We start from the raw sequence: 25,313 nt of genomic DNA, 5'->3' as shown, positions 1-25,313 counted from the left end.
TCTATGAGATCGATCTCATACGCATATGAGCACATGTTTTGCCGGTTTTGGCAAGAGCCAATCGCGACATTTTTTTAAGGCCGCTTATGCGCCTTCGCGGCGGGAGACGGAGCCGCGGACGATCAGCCGCGTGGGGAAGCTGACATTTCTCGGCGCGTCCTTCTTGCCTGACAGCCGGTCGATCAGCATTTCCACCGCGAGCGGGCCGATATCGGCGATGGGCTGCGCGACGACCGTGATCTGCGGGTCGGTGAAGGTGGCGAGATTGAAATCGTCGAAGCCGATGACGGAGACATCCTTGGGGATGGAGAGTCCCATGGCGCGCAAGCCGAGCAGCGCGCCCTGCGTCATCAGGCTGTCCACGGTGAACAGTGCGGTGGGCGGGTTGCGCTGGCTGAACAGGCGGATCGTCGCCTCGACAGCATGTTCGACAGTGGAACGGGACACGCTGATCAGCGAATCATCGAGCCCGATCCCATGCGCCTCCAGCGAGTTGCGATAGCCGGCCAGACGCTCCTGCGAGGTGAAGATACGCGTCTCATCCTGCAGGAGACCGATACGCCGGTGCCCGTTCCTGATGAGATAATCGATCGCCTGCCGCGCGCCGCCCTCGTTGTCGACGACGACGCTGTCGCACGCGAGGTTCTTCACCGCGCGGTCGATGAGGACCACCGGCACCCCTTCCCGCACCAGCTCTTCCAGATGGGCATTGTCGTCAGCCGATGTGGGCGCCACGATGAAGCCGCGAATGCTCAGGCCCCGCAAGCTCTCCAGCAGCGCCTTTTCCTGCGCGGTGTCTTCCTCGCTGCTGGCGATCAGGAGATTATGACGGCGCTTTCGCAACTCCACTTCAAGATCATGGGCGATGCGGGCGAAGAACGGGTTCTGGATATCGCCGAGCACAAAGCCGATGATCGGCAGCTGCCCGCGTCGCAGCGCCTGCGCCACGCGGTTCCCGCGATAGCCGAGCCGTTCCGCCGCCTCCTGCACGCGAAGCGCGGTCTCGTCGCCCACATAGCCATAGCTGTTGAGCGCCCGCGCCGCTGTGGCGCGCGACACCTTGGCCTCCGCGGCGACGTCCTTGAGAGTTACCACGGACCGCTTCAATCGAATTCTCCCGATTCACCAACGAACACCGAACCTTATCGCATCTGCAGGCTAAGGTCGTGGGGAAGAATGGGTAGGTTACGAATGTTGTAAAGCAAAACTTTCCGGTACGCCGTTACGGAGCCGGATAGAACTGACGCCCGTATGGGTGAGGAAACTTTTGACATTTGTCAATTGATGTGAATATTGTCAAAATAAACAAAACCGAGGAATTCCATGCCGATCAGGTCCACCGATCAGATCCTGCATAAGGCCGCCTGGCTCTATTATACCCATGGCATGCGGCAGGATGAGGTGGCGAAGCATCTCGATATTTCGCGGGCGTCGGTAGCCACCTATTTGCGCAGGGCGCGCGAGATGGGAATTGTCACCATCTCCACCTCGACGCAACTTTTTTCGAACGATGTGCTGGCGCGCGAGCTGGAAGATGCCGCGGGGCTCGATGCCGTCTGGATCGTGCCGGAGGATCGCCAGGCGCTGGATCCGGCGGCTGAAATGCCTGTCGTCGCGGCGGCGGTGTTTCTCGAACTCATCAACAAGGGCGACCGGATCGGCGTCGCCTGGGGCCAGACCGTTTATCACATTGCCGATGTCATGCCCTATGCGGATCTCCAGGGCGTCAAAGTGATGCAGCTTTGCGGCAATCTGGGCGCGCCCTATGCCTTCCGCCCCGACCAATGCACCACCGAAATCGCGCGCCGGCTGAATGCCGAGGGCATCAATTTGTACGCACCCCTCGTGCTGAGCAGCGAAGAACTGGCAGAAGCACTGCGGCAGGAGCCGGTCGTGCGCGACCAGCTCGCCGGCATTCCGCAGTGCCAGCTGGCGCTTTATTCGGTCGGCGGCATCGAGGCGGACAGTCATCTGGTCATGTGCGGCGCGCTGACCGCCGAGGAGATGCATGCGGCGGGGAAAATTGGCGCAGCGGGCGTCATCGCGGGGCAATTGATCGACGGGGACGGCCAATGGCTCGATTGCGCCTATAACAGGCGTTGCATTTCGGCTGACCTTGGATCGATCCGGGCCATCGCCAAGCGGATGATGGTGGTGCAGGAGGACAATAAGTTCCACTCGCTCGTCGCGGCACTGCGCGGCGATCTCGTCTCGCATCTCGTGGTGACCGCCTCGATGGCACGTCGGCTCCTCAAGCATGGGAAGCTGACGCGGGCGGCCTAGAGCAGATTGTGTTTTGACGGAATCGCGAGACACCCCCCTCTGCCCTGCCAACGTTCCGTTTAAAAAGAAAATACTTGTCCAATATTATAACGAACGTTGGGTGCTCCACGCTGTACGCTTCGGCGAGTTCAACGGCTTATTTTAGCCGTACTTTAGCCGTATGAAATTGTCTGAAATACGCAATATATACCTAGAAACATATTTATACCTACAGTTGCGCAGGATTATGCCGCGCTGATCGGGCGCTAATTTTGAGTGCACTCATTACCTAGGGAGGTCCGCTATGGTTATCAAAGTACTTTCTGTTTCTGCCGTCCTTGTCGCTCTGTCCGCTTATGGCGCACAGGCAAAGGTCGTCACTGGTAAGGTGGTTGCATATAATCCGCCCTACGAAACGCTCACCTTGGAAGGCGGCGATTCCTATGCCGTGCGGCCTGGGTGGAAGCCAGTCGTTCATGTCGGTGACCGTGTCGTGGTTACCTCCGCCGATAATTACAACGGCACACATTTCGCCGATTATGTCCGAGCGGTCGAGACGAATGGGTTAATTCATTATGGCCACGCCGGCACGATGGCGCGTTTCTGATAGGTTGTTTCGGCGTTGCATCAGATAAAAAGCGGCTCCGGGGGAGAGCCGCCAGTTTCGTTTGCCGACTATTGATTATTGTTTCAGCCAAGTCCGGACGGAAAAATTCACATTTTTCCTGGATTTGGCCCTACGGCTTCGGCATCCATGCGGGCATGGCGACATCGGCATGGGCGAATTGCGGCATCTTCGCCGCGAGTTCTTCCATGTTCTTGATGTCGTTCTCGTTGAGATCCGCCTGTGTGATGAGGGTCGGCGGCACGATCACGCTTTTGCCGGGGTCTTCTCCCGTCAGAAGCATCGCCAGGGCGCGTACCGAGACCTGCCCGACCACGGCAGGGTTCGTTGCGGCGGTGGCGGCCCAGGCGCTGCCCGGCTCACGCATCGCCGCGATGTCTGAGGTCGAGATATCGGCGGAGTAGATTTTGACGCTCGACGAAAGCCCCGCCTCGTCGACCGCGATCTTCACGCCCTTGGCGAATTCGTCATAGGGAGCGAACATCACGGTGATGTCAGGATTGGCCGAGATCACCGAGCGCGCCTGATTGGCCACCGAATTGGCGATTGGGTTATCCATCGTGCCGAACATCGCCTTTTCCTCGATGCCGGGATATTTCTTCTTGAATTCCTTCCACGTCTCGTCGCGGCGGTCGAGCGGCGCGATGCCGGCGACATAGACATAACCGGCCTTCCAGCTCTCGCCATTGTCTTTGATCGCCTGCTCCAGCGCGAGGCGCGCAAGATCACGGTCGGACTGCTCGATCTGCGGAATCTTGTCATTCTCGACATTGACGTCGAAAGCGACGACCTTGATGCCCGCATCGACGGCGCGCTTCGCGGCTTCCTTCATGGACTCGGTCAGGCCATGCTGGATGATGATGCCGTTGACGCCCATGGCGATGGCCTGATCGACCATATCCGCCTGCAGCGCCGCATCCTGGCGGCTGTCGAGCACCCGCAAATCGACGCCCAGCGCCTTGGCCTGCGCCTCGACGCCCGCCAGATAGGACTGGAAGAAATCGCCCGTCGAGAGATAGCGCACCAGCGCGATCTTCACATCGCCCGGCTTGTCGAAGGGCGCGGGCTTGTCGGCGGCCTGCGCCATCCCGCCCAGCATCGTGGCCCCGATCAGCGCAAGCCCGAGCTTGGCCACGGTTCTTCTCGTTAACGACATACGCATATCCTCCCAGTTGCGTTTTTCATGCCTATTTTCTTCGTCCCGAAAGGGCGAAGGTGAAGACAAGGGCGACGACCAGCACCGCGCCCTTGACGAAATCCTGCGTGTAGTAAGGCGCGTTCATCATGGTGAGCCCTTGCAGCAGCACGCCGACGAACAGCGCGCCGATGGCGGTGCCGAAGGCATTGGGCTTGGCGGCTCCGAGCACGGCGAAGCCGATCAATGCGGCGGCCACGGCGTCGAGAAGCAGATTGTTGCCCGACGCGATATCGCCGCGTCCCAGCCGGGCGGCAAGCAGGATGCCGCCGATAGAAGCGAAAACGCCCGAAATCACATAGGCCCAGATCTTGTAGGCATTGACCGGCGCACCGGCTAATTCCGCCGCCCGCTCATTGGAGCCGACCGCATACATCATGCGGCCGAAACGGGTGTATTCGAGGAAGAACCAGATCGCGAGCGCCAGCACGATCAGGATCACCACCGAAACCGGCACCAGATTTGGCAGGATAAAATCGAAACGGTGCCGCCCCAGCGCCAGAAAAGCAGGAGAGAAAGTGCCGCTCGCAACCGAGCCATCGGGCAGCGTCATGCCTGTCGCGATGGAGCGGCCCTCGGTCGGGATGCGCTGGAGCCCCAACAGCAGGAACATCATGCCGAGCGTGGCGAGCAGGTCCGGCACGCGCATATAGACAATGAGCACGCCGTTGATGAGGCCGACAATGACGCCGATGGCGAGGCAGACGAGCGTCGCGGTCAGCGCGTCGCCGCCCATCACCACCATCACATAGGATGAGGCCATCATCGCTGTCGTCGCGACGGAGCCGATGGAAAGATCGAACCCGCCGACGACCAGCGTCGCCGTCACGCCCAGCGCCAGAATGCCGGTGATGGACACCGATTGCAGGATGAAGACCGCGCTTTGCGGCGAGGCGAAGCCGCTGGTCGAAAGGCAGAAATAGACGATCAGCCCGAGAAGAAGCGCGAGAAACCCATATCGAATCGCGATATAGCGCAACGAGGCGGATGGGGCCGCCTGCGGTTTCGGCGTGGTGTGTTCGATGCTCATGTCAATCAACCATGGTTCGTGGGGCCGCATTTGTTTGCGCGAGGGAATGACGCCCTGCTATTTCCGCAAGCAGCCTCTCGACATCGAGCCCGGCATTACGGTGCTCGCCGACGATGCTGTGCTCCGACATGACAAGGATACGGTCGGCAATCTCAAAGACTTCGTCGAGCTCGGTGAGAAAAACGATGGTGCCGCGCCCCGCCGCCGAGGCGCGCAGCTTCTGCGCAATGTCGCGGCGTGCAGCGATATCGACGCCCTGAAAGGGCTCATCCAGCACGAGCAGGCGCGAAGCCCGTGCGAGCCAGCGGCCGACCATCACTTTCTGCTGATTGCCGCCGGAGAGCGTATGCATCGCGTCGCGTTCGCAGCGGCACACGACGCCCAGCGCCTCGATCTGCCGGCGGGCCAGCGCGCGCTCCTTTTTCCGGCTGAGGACACTGAGGCTCGACAGGGACCGCAGGAAAGGAAGGCTGATATTTTCCTCTATGCTGAAATCTGGAACGATGCCGTTTTCTCCCCGGTCCTTGGCGACGAGAAATACGCCCTGCCGGATGGCGGCAGCCGGGCTTGCCGGCGAATAGCCCTTGCCGTCCAGTTGCATCTCGCCGCCGAGCGCCGGACGAACGCCGAAAAGCGTCTCGGCGAGCGCCGTCTTTCCCACGCCGACAAGGCCGGTGACTGCGACGACCTCGCCATCGCCCACCGTCAGTGAGAATGGCCGGGATCCTTCGTTTATAACGAGATTGCGGGCCTCGAAAATCGGCTTGGAAGCAGGCCGAACCTCGATCCGGTCCTTGCCGATTTTCTGTCCGAGCATGGCGTTGACTGCCCCTTCATAATCGAGCTCCGGCCCTTCGAAAACGCCGGCGATACGCCCGTCGCGTAAGCTCACAATGCTGTCGGCAAGCCGACGGATGTCTGACATGCGGTGCGAAATGTAGAGGATGGCGACACCCCGCGCGCGCAGACGATCGATGAGCGCGAACAGCCGGTCCGCCTCCGCGCTCGACAATGAGGACGTCGGTTCATCCAGGATCAGCACCTTCGGCTCGTGCGCCATGGCGCGGGCAATCGCCACCATCTGGCGGTCGGCCAGCGAGAGACCGGAAATCCGGGCGTTGAGGTCGATGGCAAGCCCGACGCGGCCCGCGACCTTGGTGGCCTCCGCGCGAACCTTGCGCGGATTGAACAAGAGGCCCGCTCCGCGCCCGTTGAGCCGGTCCAGCGTCAGGTTAGTGGCGACATCAAGATCGGCCACCACGCCGTCATTGATGCTCTGATGCACGGTAACGACGCCCGCCCGGATCGCCTCCGCAGGGCGCGAGGGCGAGAAATCGGCGCCCCCCAGCGACATGGTGCCGGCGTCGCGGGCGTATACGCCGCTGACGACTTTCACCAGCGTCGATTTCCCAGCGCCATTGGCCCCCATCAGCACCGTCACGGCCCCGGCCCGCAAGCCGAGATCAATCCCGTTCAGCACGCGAAACGGGCCGAACGATTTGCGCAAGGCTTCGATACGGAAAACGTAATCGTGTCCCATCTGCTCCTCCCGATATGGGACTTAAAGCCCGATTTTAGCAAATGTCAATCCAGTTGACATTTGACAGAACGCTGATTTACCAATTGTAGCCGGGCGCAGGCGATGTGGGAGGCATCGGCCTTGCAGCGCGTATCGGCTTTTCGAAATGCGGTTCTGATTTTCGGGCTGAAGCCGGAACGGGCATTTGCCGCCAATGTCAGGGGAGGAAAGCATGAATGGTTTTGAGGCGCTTGAAGCGGCCACCTTACCGGGGCGGCTGGGAAGCCACCCGCAACTGCGGCAGCGGATCGGCGAGGACATTGCCCGCTGGGATGTGCGCGAGGTAGGCGACGGCAACCTCAATCTGGTTTTCATCGTCAAGGGCGATGCCGGGGCGGTGATCGTCAAGCAGGCGCTGCCCTATGTGCGGCTCGTCGGCGAAAGCTGGCCGTTGCCGTTGAAGCGGTCTTTCTTCGAATATCACGCCCTCATCCGGGCGGCGGAGCGAAATCCGGGCAGCGTGCCGGAGGTCTATCACTTCGACCAGGACCAGGCGATCATCGTCATGGAATATCTTGTCCCCCATGTGATCCTGCGGCGCGCACTGATCGAAGGCCGGCAACTGCCGAAGATAGGAACCGATCTCGGCCTCTATCTGGCGCGCACGCTCTTTCGCGGCTCCGACCTCGCCATGACGCCGCGCAAGCGCAAGGAGGATCTGGCGCTTTTCGCCGACAATGCCGAACTCTGCGACATCACCGAAAACCTCGTCTTCTCGGACCCGTATTTCGAGGCCGCGCTGAACCGCCATACCAGCCCGTATCTCGACGCGCTGGTAGCGACGCTGCGGGCCGACCGCGATCTGAAAGTGGAAGCCCAGCGGCTGAAACATCTCTTCGCGTCGAACGCCGAAACCCTGCTCCACGGCGACCTCCACACCGGCTCTGTCATGGTGACAGAGGACGAAACCCGCGTGATCGATCCCGAATTCGCCTTCTACGGCCCCATGGCCTTCGATGTCGGCATGCTGCTCGCCAATTTCTGGATGAGCTATTTCTCGCAAACCGGACATGAAGCCGGCGGCAGCCGGGACGCCATGCGCGCCTATCTTCTGGACACGGTGGCAACTGTCTGGGACAGTTTCCGGACGGAGTTCTCTTATCTTTGGCGCACCGAGCGCACAGGCATGCTCTACCAGAAATCGCTTTTCGAAGATCAGGGCGACAGCCTTGGAGCGGAACAGGCGCTGGACGAGATGATCCACACGATCTGGACCGATGCGCTGGGTTTTGCTGGCATCGAGACCCACCGCCGCATTCTCGGCCTCGCCCATAATGCCGATTTCGAAACCATTGGGGATGAACGGCTTCGCGCCGAATGCGAGGCGAAGGCGCTCAAATTCGGGCGGCACCTCGCCGTCAACAGGCGCCGTATCCACAGCATCGCCGAGGTCAATGCCCTGGCCCGGCGGCTTGAAAGAGAGGAAATCCGATGAAAGTCGGCAATCGCCATTACCGCACGATCTGGCTGAATGACGACGGACAGTCGGTCGATATCATCGACCAGCGCTGGCTGCCGCACGAATTCCGGATCGTGACGCTGCGGACAGTCGACGAGGTGGCAGTCGCCATCCGCGACATGTGGGTGCGCGGCGCGCCGCTCATCGGCGTCACCGCCGCCTATGGCATCGCCATCGCCATGCGAGCGGACCCAAGCGACGAGGCGCTGGACAAGGCGTGGGATCATCTTCACGAGACGCGCCCGACGGCGATAAACCTGCGCTGGGCGCTGGATGAAATGCGTGAGTTCCTGCGGCCTCTTCAACCGGAAAGACGCGCGACAGCGGCCTATGAAAAGGCTGCCCGGATTGCGGACGAAGACGTGGAGCTCAACCGCAATATCGGCCGCAACGGGCTTGACGTGATCCGCAGGATTGCCGCCGGCAAAAAGCCGGGCGAGCCGGTCAATATCCTCACCCATTGCAATGCCGGCTGGCTGGCGACGGTCGATTACGGCACGGCCACCGCGCCGATCTATCTGGCAGCGGAAGAAGGCCTTCCCGTCCATGTCTATGTGGACGAAACGCGCCCGCGCAATCAGGGCGCACAGCTGACCGCATGGGAACTGAACGGCCATGGCGTCCCGCACACACTCATCGTCGACAATGCCGGCGGGCATCTCATGCAGCACGGACAGGTGGATATAGTGATCGTCGGCACGGACCGGACCACCGCCAATGGTGACGTCTGCAATAAGATCGGTACCTATCTCAAGGCGCTTGCCGCCCACGACAATGGCGTGCCCTTCTATGTCGCCCTGCCCTCTCCCACCATCGACTGGACCGTGCATGACGGCGTCAAGGAAATCCCCATCGAGGAGCGTAACGGCGACGAGGTGCGCTTCGTCCAAGGGCGCGATGCGCAAGGCAATATCGCGCTGGTGCGCATTTCGCCCGAAACCAGCCCGGCGGCGAACCCGGCCTTCGACGTGACCCCGGCGCGGCTCATCACTGGTCTCATCACCGAGCGCGGCATAGCGGATGCCTCGCCGCAGGGCCTGCAAGCGCTCTTTCCGGAACGGAATTGATACGATGACCCTTCTCAATCATCGCAAGACGGAAGATATCGCCGCCGGCATCCGCAGGCGCGTCTTTCTCCACACCATGCGCCACAATGGCGGCTATCTGAGCCAGGCCTGCTCGGCGGCGGAGAGCCTTGCGTTTCTCTATAATGAGGCGCTGCATCTGGGCGAGCCGACCTTGCCGAAGATTCCGCTGCCCTTTGCCGGCGTGCCCTCCGCGCACAACCCGCAAGCCTTCACCGGCGCGGGCTATCATGGGCCTTTCGCGCCGGAGTTCGACCGCTTCATCATCTCGCCTGCCCACTATGCGCTGGTCGTCTATTCCGCGCTCATCGAAGTGGGGCGGATGGACGAGCATGCGCTCGATCATTTCAACCGCGACGGCAGCTCCGTCGAGATGATCGGCGCCGAACACAGCCCCGGCATGGAGGTCACCACCGGATCACTCGCGCAAGGGCTTTCCATGGCCTCGGGCATCGCCTTCGCACGCAAGCGCAAGGGCGAGCCGGGAAAAGTCTGGGTCTATATGTCCGATGGCGAGTTTCAGGAAGGGCAGACTTGGGAATGTCTCGCCGCCATGAGCCATCACAGGATCGACAACATCAGGGTGGTGGTCGACGTCAACCGCCAGCAATGCGACGGGGCGATGGAATCGGTCCTCGACCTCGGCGATCTGCCCTCGCGCGTTTCCGCCTTCGGCGCCACCTGCCGCTCGGTTGACGGTCACGATCTCGACCAGTTGCGTGAGGCGGCGGGCAGCGCCGAGACCGGCAAGCCGCTCGTCATCCTCGCCAACACCTCGCCCTTTCAGGGCATGCCCTTCCTTCAGCGGCGCTTTCCGCGGCTGCATTACGTGCGGTTCAAGACAAGGCAGGAGCGCGACGAGATGCAGGCGGCAATCGCCGCCGAGCTCGGGCTCAACGAAGCAGAAATTGCAAGGGGCTGATCATGGTGGAAATCGTCAACCGGCCCTATGCGGGCGCTTTCGAAACGTTTGCCGCTGCGCGGCCCGAGGTGCTCTGCCTTTCGGCGGACCTGACCTCCTCCTGCGAGGTGGACGGCTTTCGCGACCGGCATCCGGAACAGTTTCTCTCGCTCGGCATGGCGGAGCAGAACATGCTCTCCTTCGCGGGCGGCCTTGCAATGCAGGGCTTCCGCCCGTTCATCCACACTTTCGCGGTGTTCCTTTATCGCCGTCCCTATGACCAGCTCATCAATTCCATCGCCTATTCCAACCGCAAGGTACGGCTGATGGGCTTCCTGCCCGGCATCACCACGCCGGGCGGCATAACCCACCAAGCCATCGAAGATATCGCGGTCATGCGTGCGATCCCGAACATAACGGTGCTCGAAACCGGAGACGCGACGGAAGTCGAAACCGTTCTCGAGGTGGCCGACAGCATCGATGGGCCCGTTTATGTGCGGGTCTTGCGCGGCGAGGTGCCAAGGCTGTTCTCCTCGCCCTTCGAATTCAATCGCCTGCGAACGCTCAGCGAAGGAGACGACATACTGGTGCTGACCTCAGGCATCTGCACGGAAGAGGCGCTGCGGGCGACGGCGTTGCTGAAATCTCGCGATATAAGCGTGCATCATCTCCATGCATCGACCTTGAAGCCTTTCGACCGGGAGGGGCTCCTTCAAGCCCTCAGAGGCAAGAAGGGCGTGGTGACGATGGAGAACCATACGATCGTCGGCGGCCTTGGCTCGCTCGTCGCGGAAATCCTCGCGGAGGAAGGGCTGGGCATCCGCCTGCGCCGCCTTGGCCTGCAGGATACTTTTGCCCATGGTGCATCGAAGCCATACCTCATGAAGAAATACGGCCTCGACGCGGGCGCATTGATCGGCGCGGTCGGCCAGCTTCTCGGTCGCGACATCGCCTTTGATGAGACGGAACTGCAATCGGTGCGGCTCGACGCGGTGCATTCGGCGCAAAAGGCGGAGGCGCTTTGATGGCGCGGTTTTCGGTCACTTACTGGATAGGGAGCAAGGACGAGGCAGAAGCGCGGGCGAGAGCAGCTGAAATCGCAGTGGAGCAGACCGTCGAGATCCCCGATGATATCGTGCCGGAAGGCTATGTGCGCGATGAAATCCTTGGGCGAGTCGAGGACGTCACACCGGCACCCGGACAAAGAGGCGGCTATTTCGCCCGCATCTCCTATAGCGATGACGATATCGGCGACGATTTTCCGCAGCTTCTCAACGTCATCTTCGGCAATTCCTCGATCCGTCCGGATTGCCGGGTGGAAAGCATGATCCTCTCCGAAGGCATTCTTGCCATCTGCCAAGGCCCGCGTTTCGGGCCGGAGGGCCTGCGCAAGCGCGCCGGAATCGCGAACGGGCCATTGCTCATGTCGGCGATCAAGCCGGTTGGCCTTCCAGTCGCCGCGCTTGCCGATCTTGCCCATCGGTTCGCGCTCGGTGGCGTCAATTATATCAAGGATGACCACGGCCTCGCCAACCAGAAGACATCGCCTTTCCGGGAGCGGCTGAAAGCCTGCACCGACGCCGTGGGAGAAGCGAACGCCAAGACGGGTGGCAAGAGCCTCTACGTGCCCAACATCACAGGACCGGCGGAACTGATCCTCGATCGCGCCTTAGCCGCGCAGGAGCAGGGCGCGGGCGGCGTCATGCTCGCGCCCTCTCTCACCGGCTACGACGCTGCACGAATGCTGCGCGCGCGGGCGGATTTCAATCTGCCGATCATCTCGCATCCCGCCTTTGGCGGCGCTAATATTATCACGCCGACAACCGGCTTTTCCCACGCCTTCTTCTTCGGCACGCTGCAAAGGCTGATGGGCGTCGACGCGGTCGTCTACCCCAATTTCGGCGGCCGCTTCAGCTTTTCGCGCGAGGAGTGCCTCTCCATCGTCTCCGGCTGCTCGGAACCGCTCGACGGTCTGCCCCCAGCCATGCCCACGCCGGGCGGCGGCATGACGTTCGAGCGCATTCCCCAGATGGTGTCCACCTATGGGGACAATGTCATGTACCTCATGGGCGGCGCGCTCCTGCGCGAGCAGGACGATCTTCCGGGGGCATGCAAAAGATTGCGGAATCTTCTTCACGGTCAACTCAAGGTATAAATTGCTGTCCGGATCGTCCCGCCGGCATGGTGCGGGCCGAACTGAGCGTCTAAAGCCTGCGCCGCTTATGCTATGCCCCCTTCGTGCCGAGCGGCTGGAACAAGGTGGCGATATCATCCGCGTTTAGCGCGAGCGGGCCATGCTCGCCGCCTTCGAAGAGGGCATCCGCCAGCGCCTGCTTTCTTTCCTGAAGTTCCCGCGATGGCCTGTTCGACCGTGCCTTCCGTGATCAGCCGGTAGACGAATACCTTCTTATCCTGCCCGATGCGGTGAACGCGGTCCATGGCCTGGCGCTCGACGGCCGGGTTCCACCACGGATCGTAAAGGATGACCGTGTCCGCCGCCGTCAGCGTCAACCCGACCCCCGCCCGCCTTAAGGCTAATGAGGAAAATCGGGGCGTCTCCCGACTGGAAGCCCGACACGACCGTATCACGATCGATAGTATCGCCGGTCAGCCACGCATAATTCCATCCTTGCGCCTTGACGTCCGCCTCGATCAGCCGCAGCATTTCCACGAATTGCGAGAACACCAGCACCCGTCGCCCTTCGGCGATGAGCGTGGTGAGCAGCTCCATCAGGCGCGTACGCTTGGTGCTCTCGGTGGCGGTTTTCGCTGCGTCATGCTTCAAGAGGAGCGGGTCGCAGCAAATCTGGCGCAGCTTCAGAAGCGCGTCGAGAATGGTGATCTGACTCGCCGCCACACCGCGCTCGGCGATGGCCTTGCGAACCCTTTCATCCATGGTCAGGCGGATCGATTCATAGAGGGCGGCCTGCCGCCCTTCCAGTTCGATAAGTTCGGTGATTTGGGTCTTCTCCGGCAGGTCGAGGGCCACCTGTTCCTTCGTGCGCCGCATCAGGAACGGCCTGATCCGGGCGTTGAGTTCGGATTGCGCCCGGGCGTCACCATGCGTTTCGATGGGAACCAGAAAGCGCGAGCGGAAGGTTTTGCGGTCGCCCAACAGGCCGGGAATCAGCCAGTCGAAAATCGACCAGAGGTCGAGAAGCGAGTTTTCCATCGGCGTGCCAGTCAGGGCGAGGCGCATCGCAGATTTAAGCTCCCTTATCCTCTTGGCGATGGCCGAAGCCGGGTTCTTCACCGTCTGTGCCTCGTCGAGCACGACGATCTCCCAGTCGATAGCGGTAAGAACGGCGTGGTCACGGTTGAGTAGCGGATAGGAGGTGATGACGGCGTGATGGCTGGCAATGGCGTCGAAGTTCTTCTGCCGGTCGGGCCCGTGGAGCACCAGGATTTTCAGGTCCGGCGCGAACTCATTCGCCTGACGCCGCCACGCACGGACGAGGCTCGTGGGTACCACGAGCAGGCTCGGGCGCGCAGGGGTCGTCGGCCCCAGATGCCGCTCGGCCAGAAGCGCGAGCGTCTGGACCGTTTTACCCAGCCCCATATCATCAGCCAGAATGCCTCCGAAGCCGGTTTCGCTTAGAGAGCGCAGCCAGCCGAATCCGGTCTTTTGATACGGACGCAATGTCACCCGGAACATGCGCGGCGGGTCGACTTCCTGATTCTGGCCGAGCGCCTGCAGCTTTTGCCCCAGAGCGCGCAATTCCGGACCGGCTTTGAAAGGAATGCCGCAGCCTTCAGCGCTTCGACGAGCTGAAAGGCCCGTCCCGCCTCCGCCGGATGGAACCCGTCGAGTAGACCGATAGCCGATAGAAACACCCGCAGCAGCGGTATGAGGGACGAGGCCTCCAGGGATACGAAACGCCCGTCCTCCAATTGCGGGAAGAGCGTCAGCTCCTCCAGAATGGCGCTAACCTGATCGTCCCAATCCGGTGCATCAGGATTTAGAAACGCCAGTTGCTCGAGCAATTGCCTGATAATCGGCAGGAGATCGAGCTCGCCCTCCCCGACCTGAAGCCGGACGCCCATGGAAAACCAGTTGCCGGATGCTCCACCTTGGGATTCGGTGATGCCATTGATCTCGACCGGACCGTCATAAACCTTATACGGCCAGTCTTCCGCAATCTCGATCCGCCAGCCTTCCCGCCGCAAGGCAGGCAGGGTGCGCGTCATGAACCGAAGAGCGCCGGTTTGCGGAGCCGAATATCCGAAAATCTCCACCTCGTCGGCCATCATCTCACCGATGGACAACATCGTCTCGTCGAGAGAAAAATAGAGGTCCGTCTTGCCGGCGGACCGGTCCGGCATTTCCATTATATCCTCGGCGAACTCGGCGCCCGCGTCCAGCAGGCGGTCGAAGGCCCGCCTTTCCGCGTTTTCATCGCGCAGCAAGGTGATGGCCTTGCCGTTTTCGAGGAACCGTTCCTCGCCGCCCGGCCCGTCGCGGACGATTTTGCCGTCATAATCGAAGGAAAGCCGCAGCGTCGGCAGATAAACCGTTTCCCGCGCCAAGCGATAATAATTCTCTTGGGTCGCCCTGGTGGTGAAAAGCCGCAAGATCGGCACAGGCTCGCGTCCGTGCCGGCTTTCCGTTTCGATCCGCTGCGGCACGGGGATCGCGGCCATTGGCATATCCAGAAGCACGCGCGTGACCTCGGATGCATAGGCGGCGGGAACGGCCGGCGCCTTCAAAAGCAGCGGCACCACAGGAGCCGGCACATCGAACAGGAGCGGGCCGATTTCCCCCGTTTCAGGATCAAATATAGGCCGGGGGATCGATCCGAAGGGGGACAAGCTGCCGCCCGTCTTTTCCCGTTACCGCCAGCCGCTGTTCGCCCTGTCTCTGAGGCTGCCATTGGAAGGCGCCTTCGCGGCTCGTCCCGGAATGCAAAACCGGGCCGCCGGGTTCGCGCCAGCGCCCGCGGCCGGTCGCGGCGCCGCCGGATGAATTTCGCGACATTCCGGGTGTCGATCCGTGAGAGTTCATACGCTTTTGCTGTGGTGCTGAAGCTCCCGTCCTTGAGGAGATGTCCTTTCATCGTCTCAATGGCCAGCCGTCCGCCATCGGCCTTCACGATATAAAGAAGCCGGTCGCGTATGTTCTGCGGCCAGATATCCTGATCGGGTGGTTGCGATTGCGCGGCCTGCAAATCGCCAAGCCAGGAGGAAAGCTGCGGAGGAAGCTTGTTCGCAGCAGGTTTTTGTACCTCGCGAGGGTTCGTTGGAGCGGTAGAAGGAAGAAAACGAGAACCTCTCGACAAAAGCGAGTGGCAGACGGCCGCGACGTGCTTGCAATTATGGCCGATGGGACAGGTACAGCCGCCCGAAACGGAGTCGATTGCGCCTTGGCTCTTGAGCGCAAACCGGATTGTCTGCCGGTAGACGTTGCGGCCGCTGCCGCGTACCGAACCCGCCGCAATCTGGTTCGTCTCGTCCATGGAGGCGGTAAGAACACGCCCTTCGCGCGCATAGGCGACGCCCCGCGACCAAGTGGCCGTCTCGAAGAAATCCGCGAACTGCGATTGCGTGAAATCCATCCGATCCGGCTCCACTGCTCCGCCACCATAATCCGCCTTCTGCATAGCGATATTCTTCCGGACCTCCAGCAGGTAAAGTGCTCGCTGCTTACTCATTGATGACTCTGGAATGCGAGCTTTAAAGGGGTTACCGTTCGTTACGAAGCGGCCATGTCACCGTTGAGGCGGAGACTCGGCGCCCCTGCCCGCAAACTCATCCGGCAAATCACTGAGCATCTCCACCAGGCGAAGCGCCTGCCTCAAGTGAGGCGCATCGATCATCCGGCCGTTCAATTGCAGCACGCCCTGCCCCGGGTGGGCAGCGAAGGCGGCAATGACTGCGCGGGCATGGGCGATTTCTTCCTCGCTTGGTGTGAAGGCAGCATTGATTACCGGTATCTGGGCGGGATGAATGGCCATCATGCCGGTGAAACCATCTCTGCGGGCGGTCCGGGCGTAGCGCGCAAGACCTTCCAGATCGCGAAAGGCGGGATAGACCGTCTCGATTGCCAGGACACCGGCGGCATGCGCTCCGAACAATGTCAATGAACGCACCATCTCGTATGGCGGCGTGTAGCGCCCGTCATCCTCGCGCGAGGTGACGGCGCCGATTGCGGCGGGGAGGTCTTCCGCTCCCCATGTCAAACCGGTTAAAAGCTCGGCGACTTCGCGGTAGGTTCCGATCTGGAAAATAGCCGCCGCGGTTTCCGTTGCAATCGGTAGGATTGGAATGCCTTTCGCCTCGGCCGCAAGCCTTCGCACGCTTTCCGCGCCTTCGGCTTTGGGGAGGACAAGCGCATCGGGGCGGGCATCCAGCACGGCCTTGAGATCGTCATCCAGCAGGCCGCTATCCAACGAATTGACGCGGACGAACAATCTTGGGCCACGCTCGGCCTTACGTAGGAATGAGGCTATCTCCGCCCGCGCGGCAGGCTTGGCGGGCAATGCCACCGCGTCTTCCAGATCGAGGATCAGGGCATCCGCGCGGGCATGCAGCGCCTTTTGCATCCTGTCCGGCCGGTCTCCCGGAACGAACAGCAGGGAGCGCAGCCTCATTCGGGCCTCCGATGCACAAGGGCGGACCGAAGGCACCGGCACACTACCTCATCCCGCTGGTTGAGAAGTTCATGCCGGAAGGTGACGATACCCGCAGCCGGGCGCGAGCGGCTTGCTTTCAGCTCGACGATTTCCGTTTGCGCACGCAGCGTATCCCCGATGAAAACCGGCTTTGGCATCACCACCTTGTCATAGCCGAGATTTGCCACCAGCGTGCCCAGCGTCGTATCGGCGACGGTAAGGCCGATCATCAGGGCGAAAGTAAATGTGCCGTTGACGATGATCTGCCCGAACTCGCTCGCCTTGGCGGCCTCCACATCCAAATGCAGCGGCTGCGGATTATGCGTCATGACCGTGAAGAGGAGATTGTCCGTCTCCGTCACCGTGCGGCGGATTTCGTGGAAAATCCTGTCGCCGACCGTCCAGTCCTCGAAATAACGCCCGGCCATTATCGCGTCCCTTCGACCCGGATGAGAAGGCTGCCTTCGGCGATCTGCATTCCCTCCGATACGGTGATCTCAGCGACAACGCCATCAAACGGGGCGCTCAGCACCTGCTCCATCTTCATGGCCTCGATGACCGCCAGCGGCTGGCCGCGCTTGACCTTGTCGCCTTGGACAACCGGAACGGAGATGACGATCCCCGGCATGGGAGCCAGAATTGCCCCATCCGCAGTCCCAGCCACGGCGGAATCGGCACGGCGCAGGGCGGCGGCGGTCCGCGCGGGTTCGGCGTTAATGCGAAAACCGGTGAGCGCTTGCCAAGGGTTGTTGGCCTTTGGAGCTATCGGCGTAGCGGGCTCATCGGGGGAAATGAGATCCGGCAGATGGCGTTCGATGAAGCCGGTATCCACCTCCCCTGCCAGAAAGGCGGGGTGCCGCAGCGTCCGGGTGAGAAAGGCGGCGTTTGTCTTCACCGGTGCGATTTGAACCTCAGCCATCCCATCCGCCAGCTTCGTTGCCGCCTCGTCGCGGGAAGGCGCATGGCTGACGATTTTCGCGATCATCGGATCGTAATGCGGGGTGATTTCGTCCCCCTGCTCGACCCCGCTGTCTATCCGCAAGCCGCCGGGCAGGCTGAAATGCTCCAGCGGACCGGTCGAGGGCAGGAAACCATTCGCAGGATTTTCCGCATAAAGCCGCGCTTCCATGGCTGAGCCATTAATAGACAATTCATCCTGTTTGAGAGGCAGCGGCTCGCCGGAAGCAACCCTGATTTGCCATTCGACCAGATCCTGTCCGGTAATGGCCTCAGTCACCGGATGCTCCACCTGAAGCCGTGTGTTCATTTCCATGAACCAGACGCGGTCGGCGCGCAGCCCTTGCGAGGCATCGGCGATGAATTCGATGGTGCCCGCCCCGACATAATCCACCGCGCGCGCGGCCTTGACCGCAGCCCGGCATATCGCCTCCCGGATTGCGGCATCCATGCCGGGCGCGGGCGCCTCCTCCACCACCTTCTGATGGCGGCGCTGGAGCGAGCAGTCGCGCTCGAAAAGATAGACGACATTGCCGAAACTATCGCCGAATATCTGCACCTCGATATGGCGCGGGGACAGCACATATTTTTCGATGAGCATGCGGTCATTGCCGAATGCGGCCGCCGCCTCGCGCCTGCAGCTTGCCAGCGCGCCCCGAAAATCCTCTTTCCTGTCGACCCGCCGCATTCCCTTGCCGCCGCCGCCCGCCACAGCCTTGATAAGGACAGGGTAGCCGATAATGTCCGCCTCCTTTTGAAGGCGGGCTTCACTTTGATCCTCGCCAAGATAGCCCGGCGTGACCGGCACGCCCGCCGCGCCCATCAGGGCTTTTGCCGCATCCTTCAATCCCATGGCGCGGATGGCAGCGGGAGGCGCGCCGATCCAGACGAGACCGGCGCCGATGACAACTTCGGCAAATTCCGCATTCTCGGAAAGAAAGCCATAGCCGGGGTGAATGGCCTCCGCTCCCGTCTGTTTCGCCGCGTCGAGGATACGATCCTGCCGAAGATAGCTCTCCCTCGCCGCCGCAGGCCCGATGCAAACACCTTCATCAGCCTCGCGGACGAAAGGCATCCCGCTGTCGGCCTCGGAATAAACGGCAACCGTGCGAAGCTTCAGCCTGCGCGCGGTCCTGATGATCCGCCGCGCAATTTCCCCGCGATTGGCGATGAGGAGGCTTTCAATCACCGTTCACCCCTTCCGTCCGCACCTTATTTGCGGTGTCGAAAAGCCCCTCACCCTTACCCTCTCCCCCTGAATTACGGGGAGAGGGGGACATCGGCGTTATTGCTTTATCCTTCTCCGTTGCGGCCAGGCACAGCGGGAGAAAAACAAGACACCAACGGTCAACGTCCCCCTCTCCCCGCGTGCGGGGAGAGGGTAAGGGTGAGGGGCAACACGATTTCATCACATCAACGCTTTTCTACATCCTGAACACACCGAACTGAGCGCGCGGCGGAATGGGGGCGTTGAGCGTCGTCGCGAAGGCGAGACCGAGTATATCCCGCGTCTGGGCGGGATCGATCACGCCGTCATCCCACATGCCGGCGGTAGCATAATAGGGGCTGCCCTCCTCCTCATATTTCCGGCGGATGGATTCCTTGAAGGCTTCGGCCTCATCTGGCGTCCAGCTCTCGGCCTTGTGATGCACCGTGGCGAGCACGGATGCCGCCTGTTCGCTGCCCATGACCGAGACGCGGGCATTGGGCCAGGTAAAGAGAAAGCGCGGCTGGTAGGCGCGTCCGCACATGCCGTAATTACCGGCCCCAAAGCTGCCGCCGATGACGAGCGTAATCTTGGGTACGGAAGCGGTCGCCACCGCCGTGACAAGCTTCGCGCCATGCTTGGCGATGCCTTCCGCTTCATATTTGCCGCCGACCATGAAGCCGGAAATGTTTTGCAGAAAGAGAAGCGGGATACGCCGCTGGCAGGCAAGCTCGATGAAATGCGCGCCTTTGACCGCGCTTTCCGAGAAGAGAATGCCATTATTGGCAAGGATGGCAACCGGAATGCCCCATATCCGGGCGAACCCGCAAACGAGGCTGGTGCCGTAAAGCGCCTTGAATTCCTGCAACTCAGATCCATCGACGATGCGGGCAATAATTTCATGCACATCATAGGGTGTGCGAAGGTTAGGCGGGACAATGCCGTAGATTTCCCTCGGGTTGAATTTGGGCGGCCGCAGCTCGGCTATGTCGATATCGGGCTTTTGCGGCTGGCCGAGGGTCGCAACAATATCCCGGACGATCAGCAGGGCGTGTTCGTCATTTTCGGCGACATGGTCGACGACACCGGACTTGCGGCCATGGACTTCCGCTCCACCCAGTTCCTCTGATGTGATGATCTCCCCTGTCGCCGCCTTCACCAAGGCCGGGCCGCCCAGAAAGATCGTGCCCTGCCCGCGCACAATGACGGATTCATCGGCCATGGCGGGCACATAGGCCCCGCCCGCCGCGCAGTTGCCCATCACGGCGGCAATCTGGGCGATGCCGTCGGCTGAAAGCCGGGCCTGATTATAAAAAATCCGCCCGAAATGCTCTTTGTCGGGAAAAACCTCGGCCTGATGCGGCAGGTTCGCGCCCGCGGAATCGACAAGATAGAGGCAAGGCAGCCGGTTCTCGGCGGCGATCTCCTGCGCCCGCAGATGTTTCTTCACCGTCATTGGAAAATAAGCGCCGCCTTTGACGGTCGGGTCGTTGGCGACAACCATGCATTGCCGGCCCGATACCCGGCCGATGCCGGCGATGAGGCCCGCGCCGGGGGCCTCGCCATCATACATGCCATCGGCGGCCAGTTGACCGATTTCGAGAAAGGGCGAGCCGGGATCGAGAAGCCGCTCCACCCGGTCACGCGGCAGCATCTTGCCACGGGCGGCATGGCGCTCGCGGTGCCGTTCCGGGCCGCCCAGGGCGGCAGCGGCGACCCTCGCCCGGAGATTATCGGCGAGCGTACGGTTATGCGCCGCATTCCCCGCGAAAGTCTCGGAATTCGTATCGATCAGCGACTGCAGTTCCGTCATAGGCCGATCACCTCCCGACCGATCAGCATGCGACGAATTTCGTTCGTTCCGGCGCCGATGTCGAGAAGTTTCGCGTCGCGCCAGTAACGTTCCACCGGCCAATCCTTGGTATAGCCGGCGCCGCCCAGCGCCTGGATCGCCTGTTCCGCCACCCGGACGGCGGATTCCGAGGCATAAAGGATAGCCCCCGCCGCGTCATGGCGCGTGGTTTTGCCGGCATCGCAGGCTCTTGCGACCGCATAGACATAGGCCTTTGCCGAATTCAGCGCGACGACCATGTCCGCCACCTTCGCCTGCATCAATTCGAAGCTGCCGATCGGCGCGCCGAACTGTCTGCGTTCCCGCACATAGGGCAGCACAACATCGAGGCAGGCCTGCATGATGCCGAGCTGAATGCCCGACAGCACCACCCGCTCATAATCGAGCCCGGACATCAGCACTTTCACCCCGCCATCCAGCGGCCCCAATATATTCTCCTGCGGCACGAAGCAGTCGTTAAACACCAGTTCCGCCGTCGGCGAGCCGCGCATGCCGACTTTGTCGATCTGCTGGCCGATGGAGAAACCCTTAAAGCTCTTTTCGATGAGAAAGGCGGTAATGCCCCCGGCGCCCGCATCCGGCTTCGTCTTGGCGTAGACCACCAGCGTTTCGGCATATGGCGCATTGGTGATCCAGAATTTCGTGCCGTTGAGGCGAAAGCCGCCCTCCACCGCGTCGGCCCGCAGTTTCATGGAGACGACATCGGAGCCAGCCCCCGCCTCCGACATCGCGAGGCTTCCGACATGCTCGCCCGAGATGAGACCCGGAAGGTATTTCTGCTTCTGCTCGGGCAAACCCCAGCGGGCAATCTGATTGATGCAGAGATTGGAATGCGCGCCGTAGGAAAGGCCGACGGAAGCGGAGGCGCGGCTTATTTCCTCGCAGGCCACGACGTGTTCGAGATAACCTAGCCCCAGCCCGCCGAATTCCTCATCAACTGTTATGCCGTGGAGACCGATCGCTCCCATTTGCGGCCATAACTCCTTGGGAAACCGGTCCTTTTCGTCAATCTCGCGCGCAAGCGGCGCAATCCGCTCGCTGGCGAAACGAGCAGTGGTTTCGCGGATGGAGTCCGCCATTTCCCTCAGCGCGAAATCCAGATCAGGCATCGGCTCCATCTTCCCGCACGAGCGTTTCCGGCACTTCCAGCAGCGCCTTCACCCGCTGGATGAATGTCGCCGCATCCCAGCCGTCGATGACGCGGTGATCGAAGCTTGAGGAAAGATTCATGCATTGGCGCGGCACGAATTCATTGCCGTTCCAAACCGGTTTTGTGGTGAGTTTGTTCACGCCGATGATGGCGACTTCCGGATGGTTGATGATCGGCGTCGAGACCAGACCACCGAGCGCCCCAAGCGAGCTGATTGTGATGGTCGAGCCGGAAAGTTCTTCGCGGGTCGCCGAACCGTTGCGGGCCGCTTCGGTCACCCTCGCCATTTCCGCTGCGCAATCGCGCAAGGCCAATGTCTCGACATGCCTGACGACGGGTACCATGAGACCGGAAGGCGTCTGTGTCGCGATGCCTATATGTATAGACTTATGCTGAAACATCACCCCCTTTTCATCATCGAAGAGGGTGTTGACCACCGGATGGTCTTTCACAGCCATGGCTATCGCTTTCATGAGGAAAGGCAGGATCGTGAGCTTTCCGCTGCCCTCCTCGTTCAGCCGCGCCCGCAGTGCTTCCAGCGCGGTCATGTCGACTTCCTCGACATAAGTGATATGCGGAATGCGGCTCGCCGCGAGTGACATTTTCTCTGCGATCCGCCGCCGCAGGCCCGTGATCTTGATCTGCGTTATCCCATCATTACCGGATGCAGACGCACCCTCGCCTTGCTGCAGGAACCGGTCGAAATCCTCATTGGTAATGCGCCCGCCGGGGCCGGTTGCCTGCACATCGCGCAAATCCACCCCGGCTTCCTTTGCCCGCTGCCGCACAGCCGGAGAAGCCAGCGGCATCGCGTCGGCGCGCTGCGATGAAGCAGGTGCTGTTTGTGACTTTGTAGCTTCGGAAGCGCCGAAGGCCGGTTCAGGGGCCTCCATCGGCTGATTTCCCCCGGTCTCGATCCTGATCAGCGGAGCATTGATCGCGATCTTTTCGCCGACATCTCCCCCAAGCCAGGTGACGGTTCCGCTGACGGGCGACGGAATCTCGACGGTTGCCTTGTCGGTCATGACGGAGGCGACCATCATATCTTCCCGGACGGAATCGCCGATCTTGACGTTCCATTCCACCAGTTCCGCCTCGGCGAGGCCTTCGCCGACATCCGGCATCCTGACGATATGTTCCATTCTCAAGCCTCCAGAACTTTAAGCATGGCGCGGCCAACGCGCTCCGGACCGGGGAAATAATCCCATTCCTGCGCGTGGGGATAAGGCGTGTCCCAGCCGGTGACACGGGCAATCGGCGCTTCAAGATGATAGAAACAGTGCTCCTGAACGAGGGCCGTGAGTTCGGCTCCAAAACCCGATGTCAGCGTCGCCTCGTGGACGATCACGCACCGGCGCGTTCTGGAAACCGACGCGACGATGGCATCGAGGTCCAGCGGCAGCAGCGAACGCAAATCGATCACCTCGGCATCAACCCCGAAATCCTCCGCAGCCGAAACGGCGACATGCACCATGGTGCCATAGGCGAGCACCGTCAGCGCGCTTCCCTCCCGCACCGTTTCCGCTTTTCCGATGGGAATAGCGTAATGCCCGTCCGGCACCTCGCCCCTGGGATGGCTCGCCCAGGGCGGAACAGGCCTGTCGGGATAACCCGCGAATGCGCCGTTATAGAGTCGCTTCGGTTCGAGAAAGATCACCGGATCGGGGTTTTCGATGGCCGCGATCAGCAATCCCTTGGCGTCGTAAGGGGTGGAGGGGATGACGACCTGAAGCCCGGCGACATGGGTAAACAACGCCTCCGGGCTTTGGCTGTGGGTTTGCCCGCCGAAAATCCCGCCGCCGGTCGGCATCCGAATGACGAGGGGACAGGTGAAATCCCCGTTCGAGCGGTAGCGGATGCGCGCGGCCTCCTGCACGATCTGGTCATAGGCCGGGAACATATAGTCGGCGAACTGGATCTCCACGCAAGGCCGAAGGCCATAGGCCGCCATGCCGATGGCGGTGCCGACAATGCCGGATTCGTTGATCGGCGTATCGAAGCAGCGCGAAGTGCCATATTTCGCCTGCAGGCCCTGCGTGCAGCGGAAAACCCCGCCGAAATAGCCCGCATCCTCCCCGAACACCACGACATCGTCATCTCGCGCCATGGAGACATCCATGGCATTGCGGATGGCCTCGACCATGGTCATGCGTGTCATGTCAGTCGCCCGCCTCCTGTCTTTGCCGCTGGAGATGCGGCGGCATATCCGCGTAAACGCCTTCGAACATGTCGCCGATCGAGGGCCGCTCGCCGGAGTGGAGCGTTCCCAGACTCTCCGCCTTTTTCTGCGCCTCGATGATTTCGCTGACGATTTCGCTCTCCGCCTGGATGTGCCGCTCCTCGGACCAGACGCCCTTGGCGATGAGATGGTCTTTCAGACGCTTTATCGGATCGCCCAAAGGCCATGCCTCGAACTCGTTCTTCGGCCGATAGGCTGAGGGATCGTCGGAGGTCGAATGCGGCCCGGCCCGGTAGGTGACATATTCGATGAGCGTCGGGCCGAGATTCCGCCTTGCCCGTTCCGCCGCCCAGGACGCGACCGCATGGACGGCGAGATAGTCATTGCCATCCACCCGCAGGGCCGGAATGCCGAAGCCAAGCCCGCGCGCGGCGAAAGTGGCCGCGTCGCCCCGCGCGATGCCCTCGAAAGTCGATATGGCCCATTGGTTGTTGACGATGTTGAGCATGACGGGCGCATGGAAGGTGGAGGCGAAGACCATCGCGGAATGAAAATCCGATTCCGCCGTCGCGCCGTCGCCGATCCAGCCGACGGCGATTTTATGGTCGCCCTTGATCGCAGACGCCATCGCCCAGCCCACGGCCTCGACGAATTGCGTCGCCAAATTGCCGGATAGCGTGAAAAAGCCATGCGCTTTGGAGGAATAAAGGATTGGCAATTGCCGTCCGCGCAGCGGATCGCCCTTGTTCGAGAAAATCTGGCACATCATGTCGATGAGCGGATAGCCCGAGGCGATCAGCAGCCCCGCCTGACGATAGGTGGGAAAATTCATGTCCCCGTCGCTGAGGGCCTCACGCACCGCGCAGGCTATCGCTTCCTCGCCAAGATGCGGCAGGTAGAAGGAGGTCTTTCCCTGCCTTTGGGCAAGCAGCATGCGGGCATCGAAGGCACGCAGCACCATCATATGCCGCAATCCCTGGAGGAGTTGCTCGTCCGTCAACCCGCCGCTCCATGGGCCAACGGCCTTTCCCTCGTCATCGAGAACCCGGATGATGGGATAAGCGAGGTCCCTGATATCGTCAGCCCGCGCATCCACGGGAGGGCGGCGAACGGAACCGGCCTCCGGCACTTAAGCTGGAAAAATCCGGCGCCGCGCCGGGACGAACCGCCGGCTCGGGGACATGGAGGCTCAAGGGAACATTTGCGCTCATAGTATCCATCCTC

The 25,313-nt window shown here is 61.6% G+C and carries 22 protein-coding genes and 1 pseudogene; 7 read left to right on the top strand and 16 right to left on the bottom strand.

Annotated features, from left to right (window positions below; translation table 11 throughout):
* Positions 1–84 precede the first annotated feature (84 nt).
* Entirely contained in the window at positions 85–1,107 is a 1,023-nt protein-coding gene (locus ACOWVG_RS17470) for a LacI family DNA-binding transcriptional regulator (protein ID WP_420963613.1), read from the bottom strand.
* Between the two features lie 216 nt (positions 1,108–1,323).
* Between ACOWVG_RS17470 and ACOWVG_RS17465 the strand changes: the two genes are divergently transcribed.
* Together ACOWVG_RS17465 and ACOWVG_RS17460 are read left to right on the top strand one after the other, a co-directional pair.
* On the top strand, positions 1,324–2,283 hold the full coding sequence (locus ACOWVG_RS17465; RefSeq protein WP_420963612.1) for a sugar-binding transcriptional regulator: 960 nt from the start codon (positions 1,324–1,326) through the stop codon (positions 2,281–2,283).
* Positions 2,284–2,566: 283 nt separating this feature from the next.
* On the top strand, positions 2,567–2,869 hold the full coding sequence (locus ACOWVG_RS17460; RefSeq protein WP_420963610.1) for a hypothetical protein: 303 nt from the start codon (positions 2,567–2,569) through the stop codon (positions 2,867–2,869).
* A gap of 130 nt (positions 2,870–2,999) precedes the next feature.
* On the opposite strand, the gene ACOWVG_RS17455 is transcribed toward ACOWVG_RS17460, so the two are convergent.
* The 3 genes from ACOWVG_RS17455 to ACOWVG_RS17445 are packed head-to-tail and all read right to left on the bottom strand — an operon-like array spanning position 3,000 to position 6,652.
* On the bottom strand, positions 3,000–4,043 hold the full coding sequence (locus ACOWVG_RS17455) for a substrate-binding domain-containing protein (protein ID WP_420963609.1): 1,044 nt from the start codon (positions 4,041–4,043) through the stop codon (positions 3,000–3,002).
* Positions 4,044–4,074: 31 nt separating this feature from the next.
* On the bottom strand, positions 4,075–5,112 hold the full coding sequence (locus ACOWVG_RS17450; RefSeq protein WP_420963608.1) for an ABC transporter permease: 1,038 nt from the start codon (positions 5,110–5,112) through the stop codon (positions 4,075–4,077).
* Between the two features lies 1 nt (position 5,113).
* Positions 5,114–6,652, bottom strand: a complete 1,539-nt coding sequence (locus ACOWVG_RS17445; protein WP_420963607.1) for a sugar ABC transporter ATP-binding protein — start codon at positions 6,650–6,652, stop codon at positions 5,114–5,116.
* Between the two features lie 211 nt (positions 6,653–6,863).
* Here ACOWVG_RS17445 and mtnK point away from each other — a divergent pair, with 211 nt between their 5' ends.
* From mtnK to ACOWVG_RS17420, 5 genes are read left to right on the top strand one after another with little or no spacing between them, the layout of a single operon-like run.
* Positions 6,864–8,126: an S-methyl-5-thioribose kinase gene (gene mtnK, locus ACOWVG_RS17440; RefSeq protein ID WP_420963606.1), complete on the top strand. Its 1,263-nt coding sequence runs from the start codon at positions 6,864–6,866 to the stop codon at positions 8,124–8,126.
* Entirely contained in the window at positions 8,123–9,217 is a 1,095-nt protein-coding gene (gene mtnA, locus ACOWVG_RS17435) for an S-methyl-5-thioribose-1-phosphate isomerase (protein ID WP_420963605.1), read from the top strand. Before mtnK ends, mtnA begins: the two co-directional genes overlap by 4 nt.
* Positions 9,218–9,221: 4 nt before the next feature.
* The gene (locus tag ACOWVG_RS17430) at positions 9,222–10,157 is read left to right on the top strand and encodes a transketolase (protein ID WP_420963604.1); all 936 of its coding nucleotides are present in this window, start codon (positions 9,222–9,224) and stop codon (positions 10,155–10,157) included.
* Positions 10,158–10,159: 2 nt separating this feature from the next.
* The gene (locus tag ACOWVG_RS17425; RefSeq protein WP_420963603.1) at positions 10,160–11,161 is read left to right on the top strand and encodes a transketolase family protein; all 1,002 of its coding nucleotides are present in this window, start codon (positions 10,160–10,162) and stop codon (positions 11,159–11,161) included.
* On the top strand, positions 11,161–12,291 hold the full coding sequence (locus ACOWVG_RS17420) for a RuBisCO large subunit C-terminal-like domain-containing protein (protein ID WP_420963602.1): 1,131 nt from the start codon (positions 11,161–11,163) through the stop codon (positions 12,289–12,291). The genes ACOWVG_RS17425 and ACOWVG_RS17420 overlap by 1 nt, the downstream gene beginning before the upstream one ends.
* A gap of 113 nt (positions 12,292–12,404) precedes the next feature.
* Here the strand turns inward: ACOWVG_RS17420 and ACOWVG_RS17415 are convergent, their stop codons facing one another.
* From ACOWVG_RS17415 to ACOWVG_RS17360, 12 genes and pseudogenes are all read right to left on the bottom strand, one after another.
* Positions 12,405–12,647, bottom strand: coding sequence for a helicase-related protein (locus ACOWVG_RS17415; RefSeq protein WP_420963601.1), 243 nt, complete (start codon positions 12,645–12,647; stop codon positions 12,405–12,407).
* The gene (locus ACOWVG_RS17410; protein WP_420963600.1) at positions 12,544–13,854 is read right to left on the bottom strand and encodes a DEAD/DEAH box helicase; all 1,311 of its coding nucleotides are present in this window, start codon (positions 13,852–13,854) and stop codon (positions 12,544–12,546) included. Before ACOWVG_RS17410 ends, ACOWVG_RS17415 begins: the two co-directional genes overlap by 104 nt.
* Positions 13,779–14,777 carry a hypothetical protein gene (locus ACOWVG_RS17405; protein WP_420963599.1) on the bottom strand — a complete coding sequence of 333 codons (999 nt, stop codon included), beginning with the start codon at positions 14,775–14,777 and terminating at the stop codon, positions 13,779–13,781. Before ACOWVG_RS17405 ends, ACOWVG_RS17410 begins: the two co-directional genes overlap by 76 nt.
* A gap of 62 nt (positions 14,778–14,839) precedes the next feature.
* The gene (locus ACOWVG_RS17400) at positions 14,840–15,784 is read right to left on the bottom strand and encodes an SWIM zinc finger family protein (protein WP_420963598.1); all 945 of its coding nucleotides are present in this window, start codon (positions 15,782–15,784) and stop codon (positions 14,840–14,842) included.
* 57 nt (positions 15,785–15,841) lie between these two features.
* A complete protein-coding gene (locus ACOWVG_RS17395; protein WP_420963597.1) occupies positions 15,842–16,723 on the bottom strand; it encodes an HpcH/HpaI aldolase/citrate lyase family protein in 882 nt (293 codons plus the stop codon).
* Complete coding sequence (locus ACOWVG_RS17390; RefSeq protein ID WP_420963596.1) at positions 16,720–17,172, bottom strand: MaoC family dehydratase; 453 nt, start codon at positions 17,170–17,172, stop codon at positions 16,720–16,722. The genes ACOWVG_RS17395 and ACOWVG_RS17390 overlap by 4 nt, the downstream gene beginning before the upstream one ends.
* Positions 17,172–18,890, bottom strand: coding sequence for an acetyl/propionyl/methylcrotonyl-CoA carboxylase subunit alpha (locus ACOWVG_RS17385; RefSeq protein ID WP_420963595.1), 1,719 nt, complete (start codon positions 18,888–18,890; stop codon positions 17,172–17,174). The genes ACOWVG_RS17390 and ACOWVG_RS17385 overlap by 1 nt, the downstream gene beginning before the upstream one ends.
* Positions 18,891–19,125: 235 nt before the next feature.
* On the bottom strand, positions 19,126–20,721 hold the full coding sequence (locus ACOWVG_RS17380) for a carboxyl transferase domain-containing protein (protein ID WP_420963594.1): 1,596 nt from the start codon (positions 20,719–20,721) through the stop codon (positions 19,126–19,128).
* Positions 20,718–21,869 (bottom strand): acyl-CoA dehydrogenase family protein, encoded by a 1,152-nt coding sequence (locus ACOWVG_RS17375; RefSeq protein ID WP_420963593.1) that lies wholly within the window; start codon positions 21,867–21,869, stop codon positions 20,718–20,720. The genes ACOWVG_RS17380 and ACOWVG_RS17375 overlap by 4 nt, the downstream gene beginning before the upstream one ends.
* Positions 21,862–23,052 carry a dihydrolipoamide acetyltransferase family protein gene (locus ACOWVG_RS17370; protein ID WP_420963592.1) on the bottom strand — a complete coding sequence of 397 codons (1,191 nt, stop codon included), beginning with the start codon at positions 23,050–23,052 and terminating at the stop codon, positions 21,862–21,864. Before ACOWVG_RS17370 ends, ACOWVG_RS17375 begins: the two co-directional genes overlap by 8 nt.
* Before the next feature lie 2 nt (positions 23,053–23,054).
* Entirely contained in the window at positions 23,055–24,068 is a 1,014-nt protein-coding gene (locus ACOWVG_RS17365) for an alpha-ketoacid dehydrogenase subunit beta (RefSeq protein WP_420963591.1), read from the bottom strand.
* A gap of 1 nt (position 24,069) precedes the next feature.
* Positions 24,070–25,300, bottom strand: a pseudogene (locus tag ACOWVG_RS17360) (3-methyl-2-oxobutanoate dehydrogenase (2-methylpropanoyl-transferring) subunit alpha).
* Positions 25,301–25,313: the final 13 nt, after the last annotated feature.

The organism is Brucella sp. IR073 (genome assembly GCF_049065735.1).
Lineage (GTDB): Bacteria > Pseudomonadota > Alphaproteobacteria > Rhizobiales > Rhizobiaceae > Paramesorhizobium.
The sequence above is the reverse complement of the archived record's forward strand: the minus strand, read 5'-3'. Positions and strand labels throughout refer to the sequence as shown.

Bases quoted from the DNA above. Each gene is read 5' to 3' on its own strand.
- ACOWVG_RS17380 (WP_420963594.1), bottom strand. From the start codon at position 20,721: ATGACGGAACTGCAGTCGCTGATCGATACGAATTCCGAGACTTTCGCG.
- ACOWVG_RS17445 (WP_420963607.1), bottom strand. From the start codon at position 6,652: ATGGGACACGATTACGTTTTCCGTATCGAAGCCTTGCGCAAATCGTTC.
- ACOWVG_RS17455 (WP_420963609.1), bottom strand. From the start codon at position 4,043: ATGTCGTTAACGAGAAGAACCGTGGCCAAGCTCGGGCTTGCGCTGATC.
- ACOWVG_RS17400 (WP_420963598.1), bottom strand. From the start codon at position 15,784: ATGAGTAAGCAGCGAGCACTTTACCTGCTGGAGGTCCGGAAGAATATC.
- ACOWVG_RS17425 (WP_420963603.1), top strand. From the start codon at position 10,160: ATGGTGGAAATCGTCAACCGGCCCTATGCGGGCGCTTTCGAAACGTTT.
- ACOWVG_RS17430 (WP_420963604.1), top strand. From the start codon at position 9,222: ATGACCCTTCTCAATCATCGCAAGACGGAAGATATCGCCGCCGGCATC.
- ACOWVG_RS17365 (WP_420963591.1), bottom strand. From the start codon at position 24,068: ATGACACGCATGACCATGGTCGAGGCCATCCGCAATGCCATGGATGTC.
- ACOWVG_RS17465 (WP_420963612.1), top strand. From the start codon at position 1,324: ATGCCGATCAGGTCCACCGATCAGATCCTGCATAAGGCCGCCTGGCTC.
- ACOWVG_RS17390 (WP_420963596.1), bottom strand. From the start codon at position 17,172: ATGGCCGGGCGTTATTTCGAGGACTGGACGGTCGGCGACAGGATTTTC.
- ACOWVG_RS17450 (WP_420963608.1), bottom strand. From the start codon at position 5,112: ATGAGCATCGAACACACCACGCCGAAACCGCAGGCGGCCCCATCCGCC.
- ACOWVG_RS17375 (WP_420963593.1), bottom strand. From the start codon at position 21,869: ATGCCTGATCTGGATTTCGCGCTGAGGGAAATGGCGGACTCCATCCGC.
- ACOWVG_RS17420 (WP_420963602.1), top strand. From the start codon at position 11,161: ATGGCGCGGTTTTCGGTCACTTACTGGATAGGGAGCAAGGACGAGGCA.
- ACOWVG_RS17370 (WP_420963592.1), bottom strand. From the start codon at position 23,052: ATGGAACATATCGTCAGGATGCCGGATGTCGGCGAAGGCCTCGCCGAG.
- mtnA (WP_420963605.1), top strand. From the start codon at position 8,123: ATGAAAGTCGGCAATCGCCATTACCGCACGATCTGGCTGAATGACGAC.
- mtnK (WP_420963606.1), top strand. From the start codon at position 6,864: ATGAATGGTTTTGAGGCGCTTGAAGCGGCCACCTTACCGGGGCGGCTG.
- ACOWVG_RS17460 (WP_420963610.1), top strand. From the start codon at position 2,567: ATGGTTATCAAAGTACTTTCTGTTTCTGCCGTCCTTGTCGCTCTGTCC.
- ACOWVG_RS17405 (WP_420963599.1), bottom strand. From the start codon at position 14,777: ATGGCCGCGATCCCCGTGCCGCAGCGGATCGAAACGGAAAGCCGGCAC.
- ACOWVG_RS17395 (WP_420963597.1), bottom strand. From the start codon at position 16,723: ATGAGGCTGCGCTCCCTGCTGTTCGTTCCGGGAGACCGGCCGGACAGG.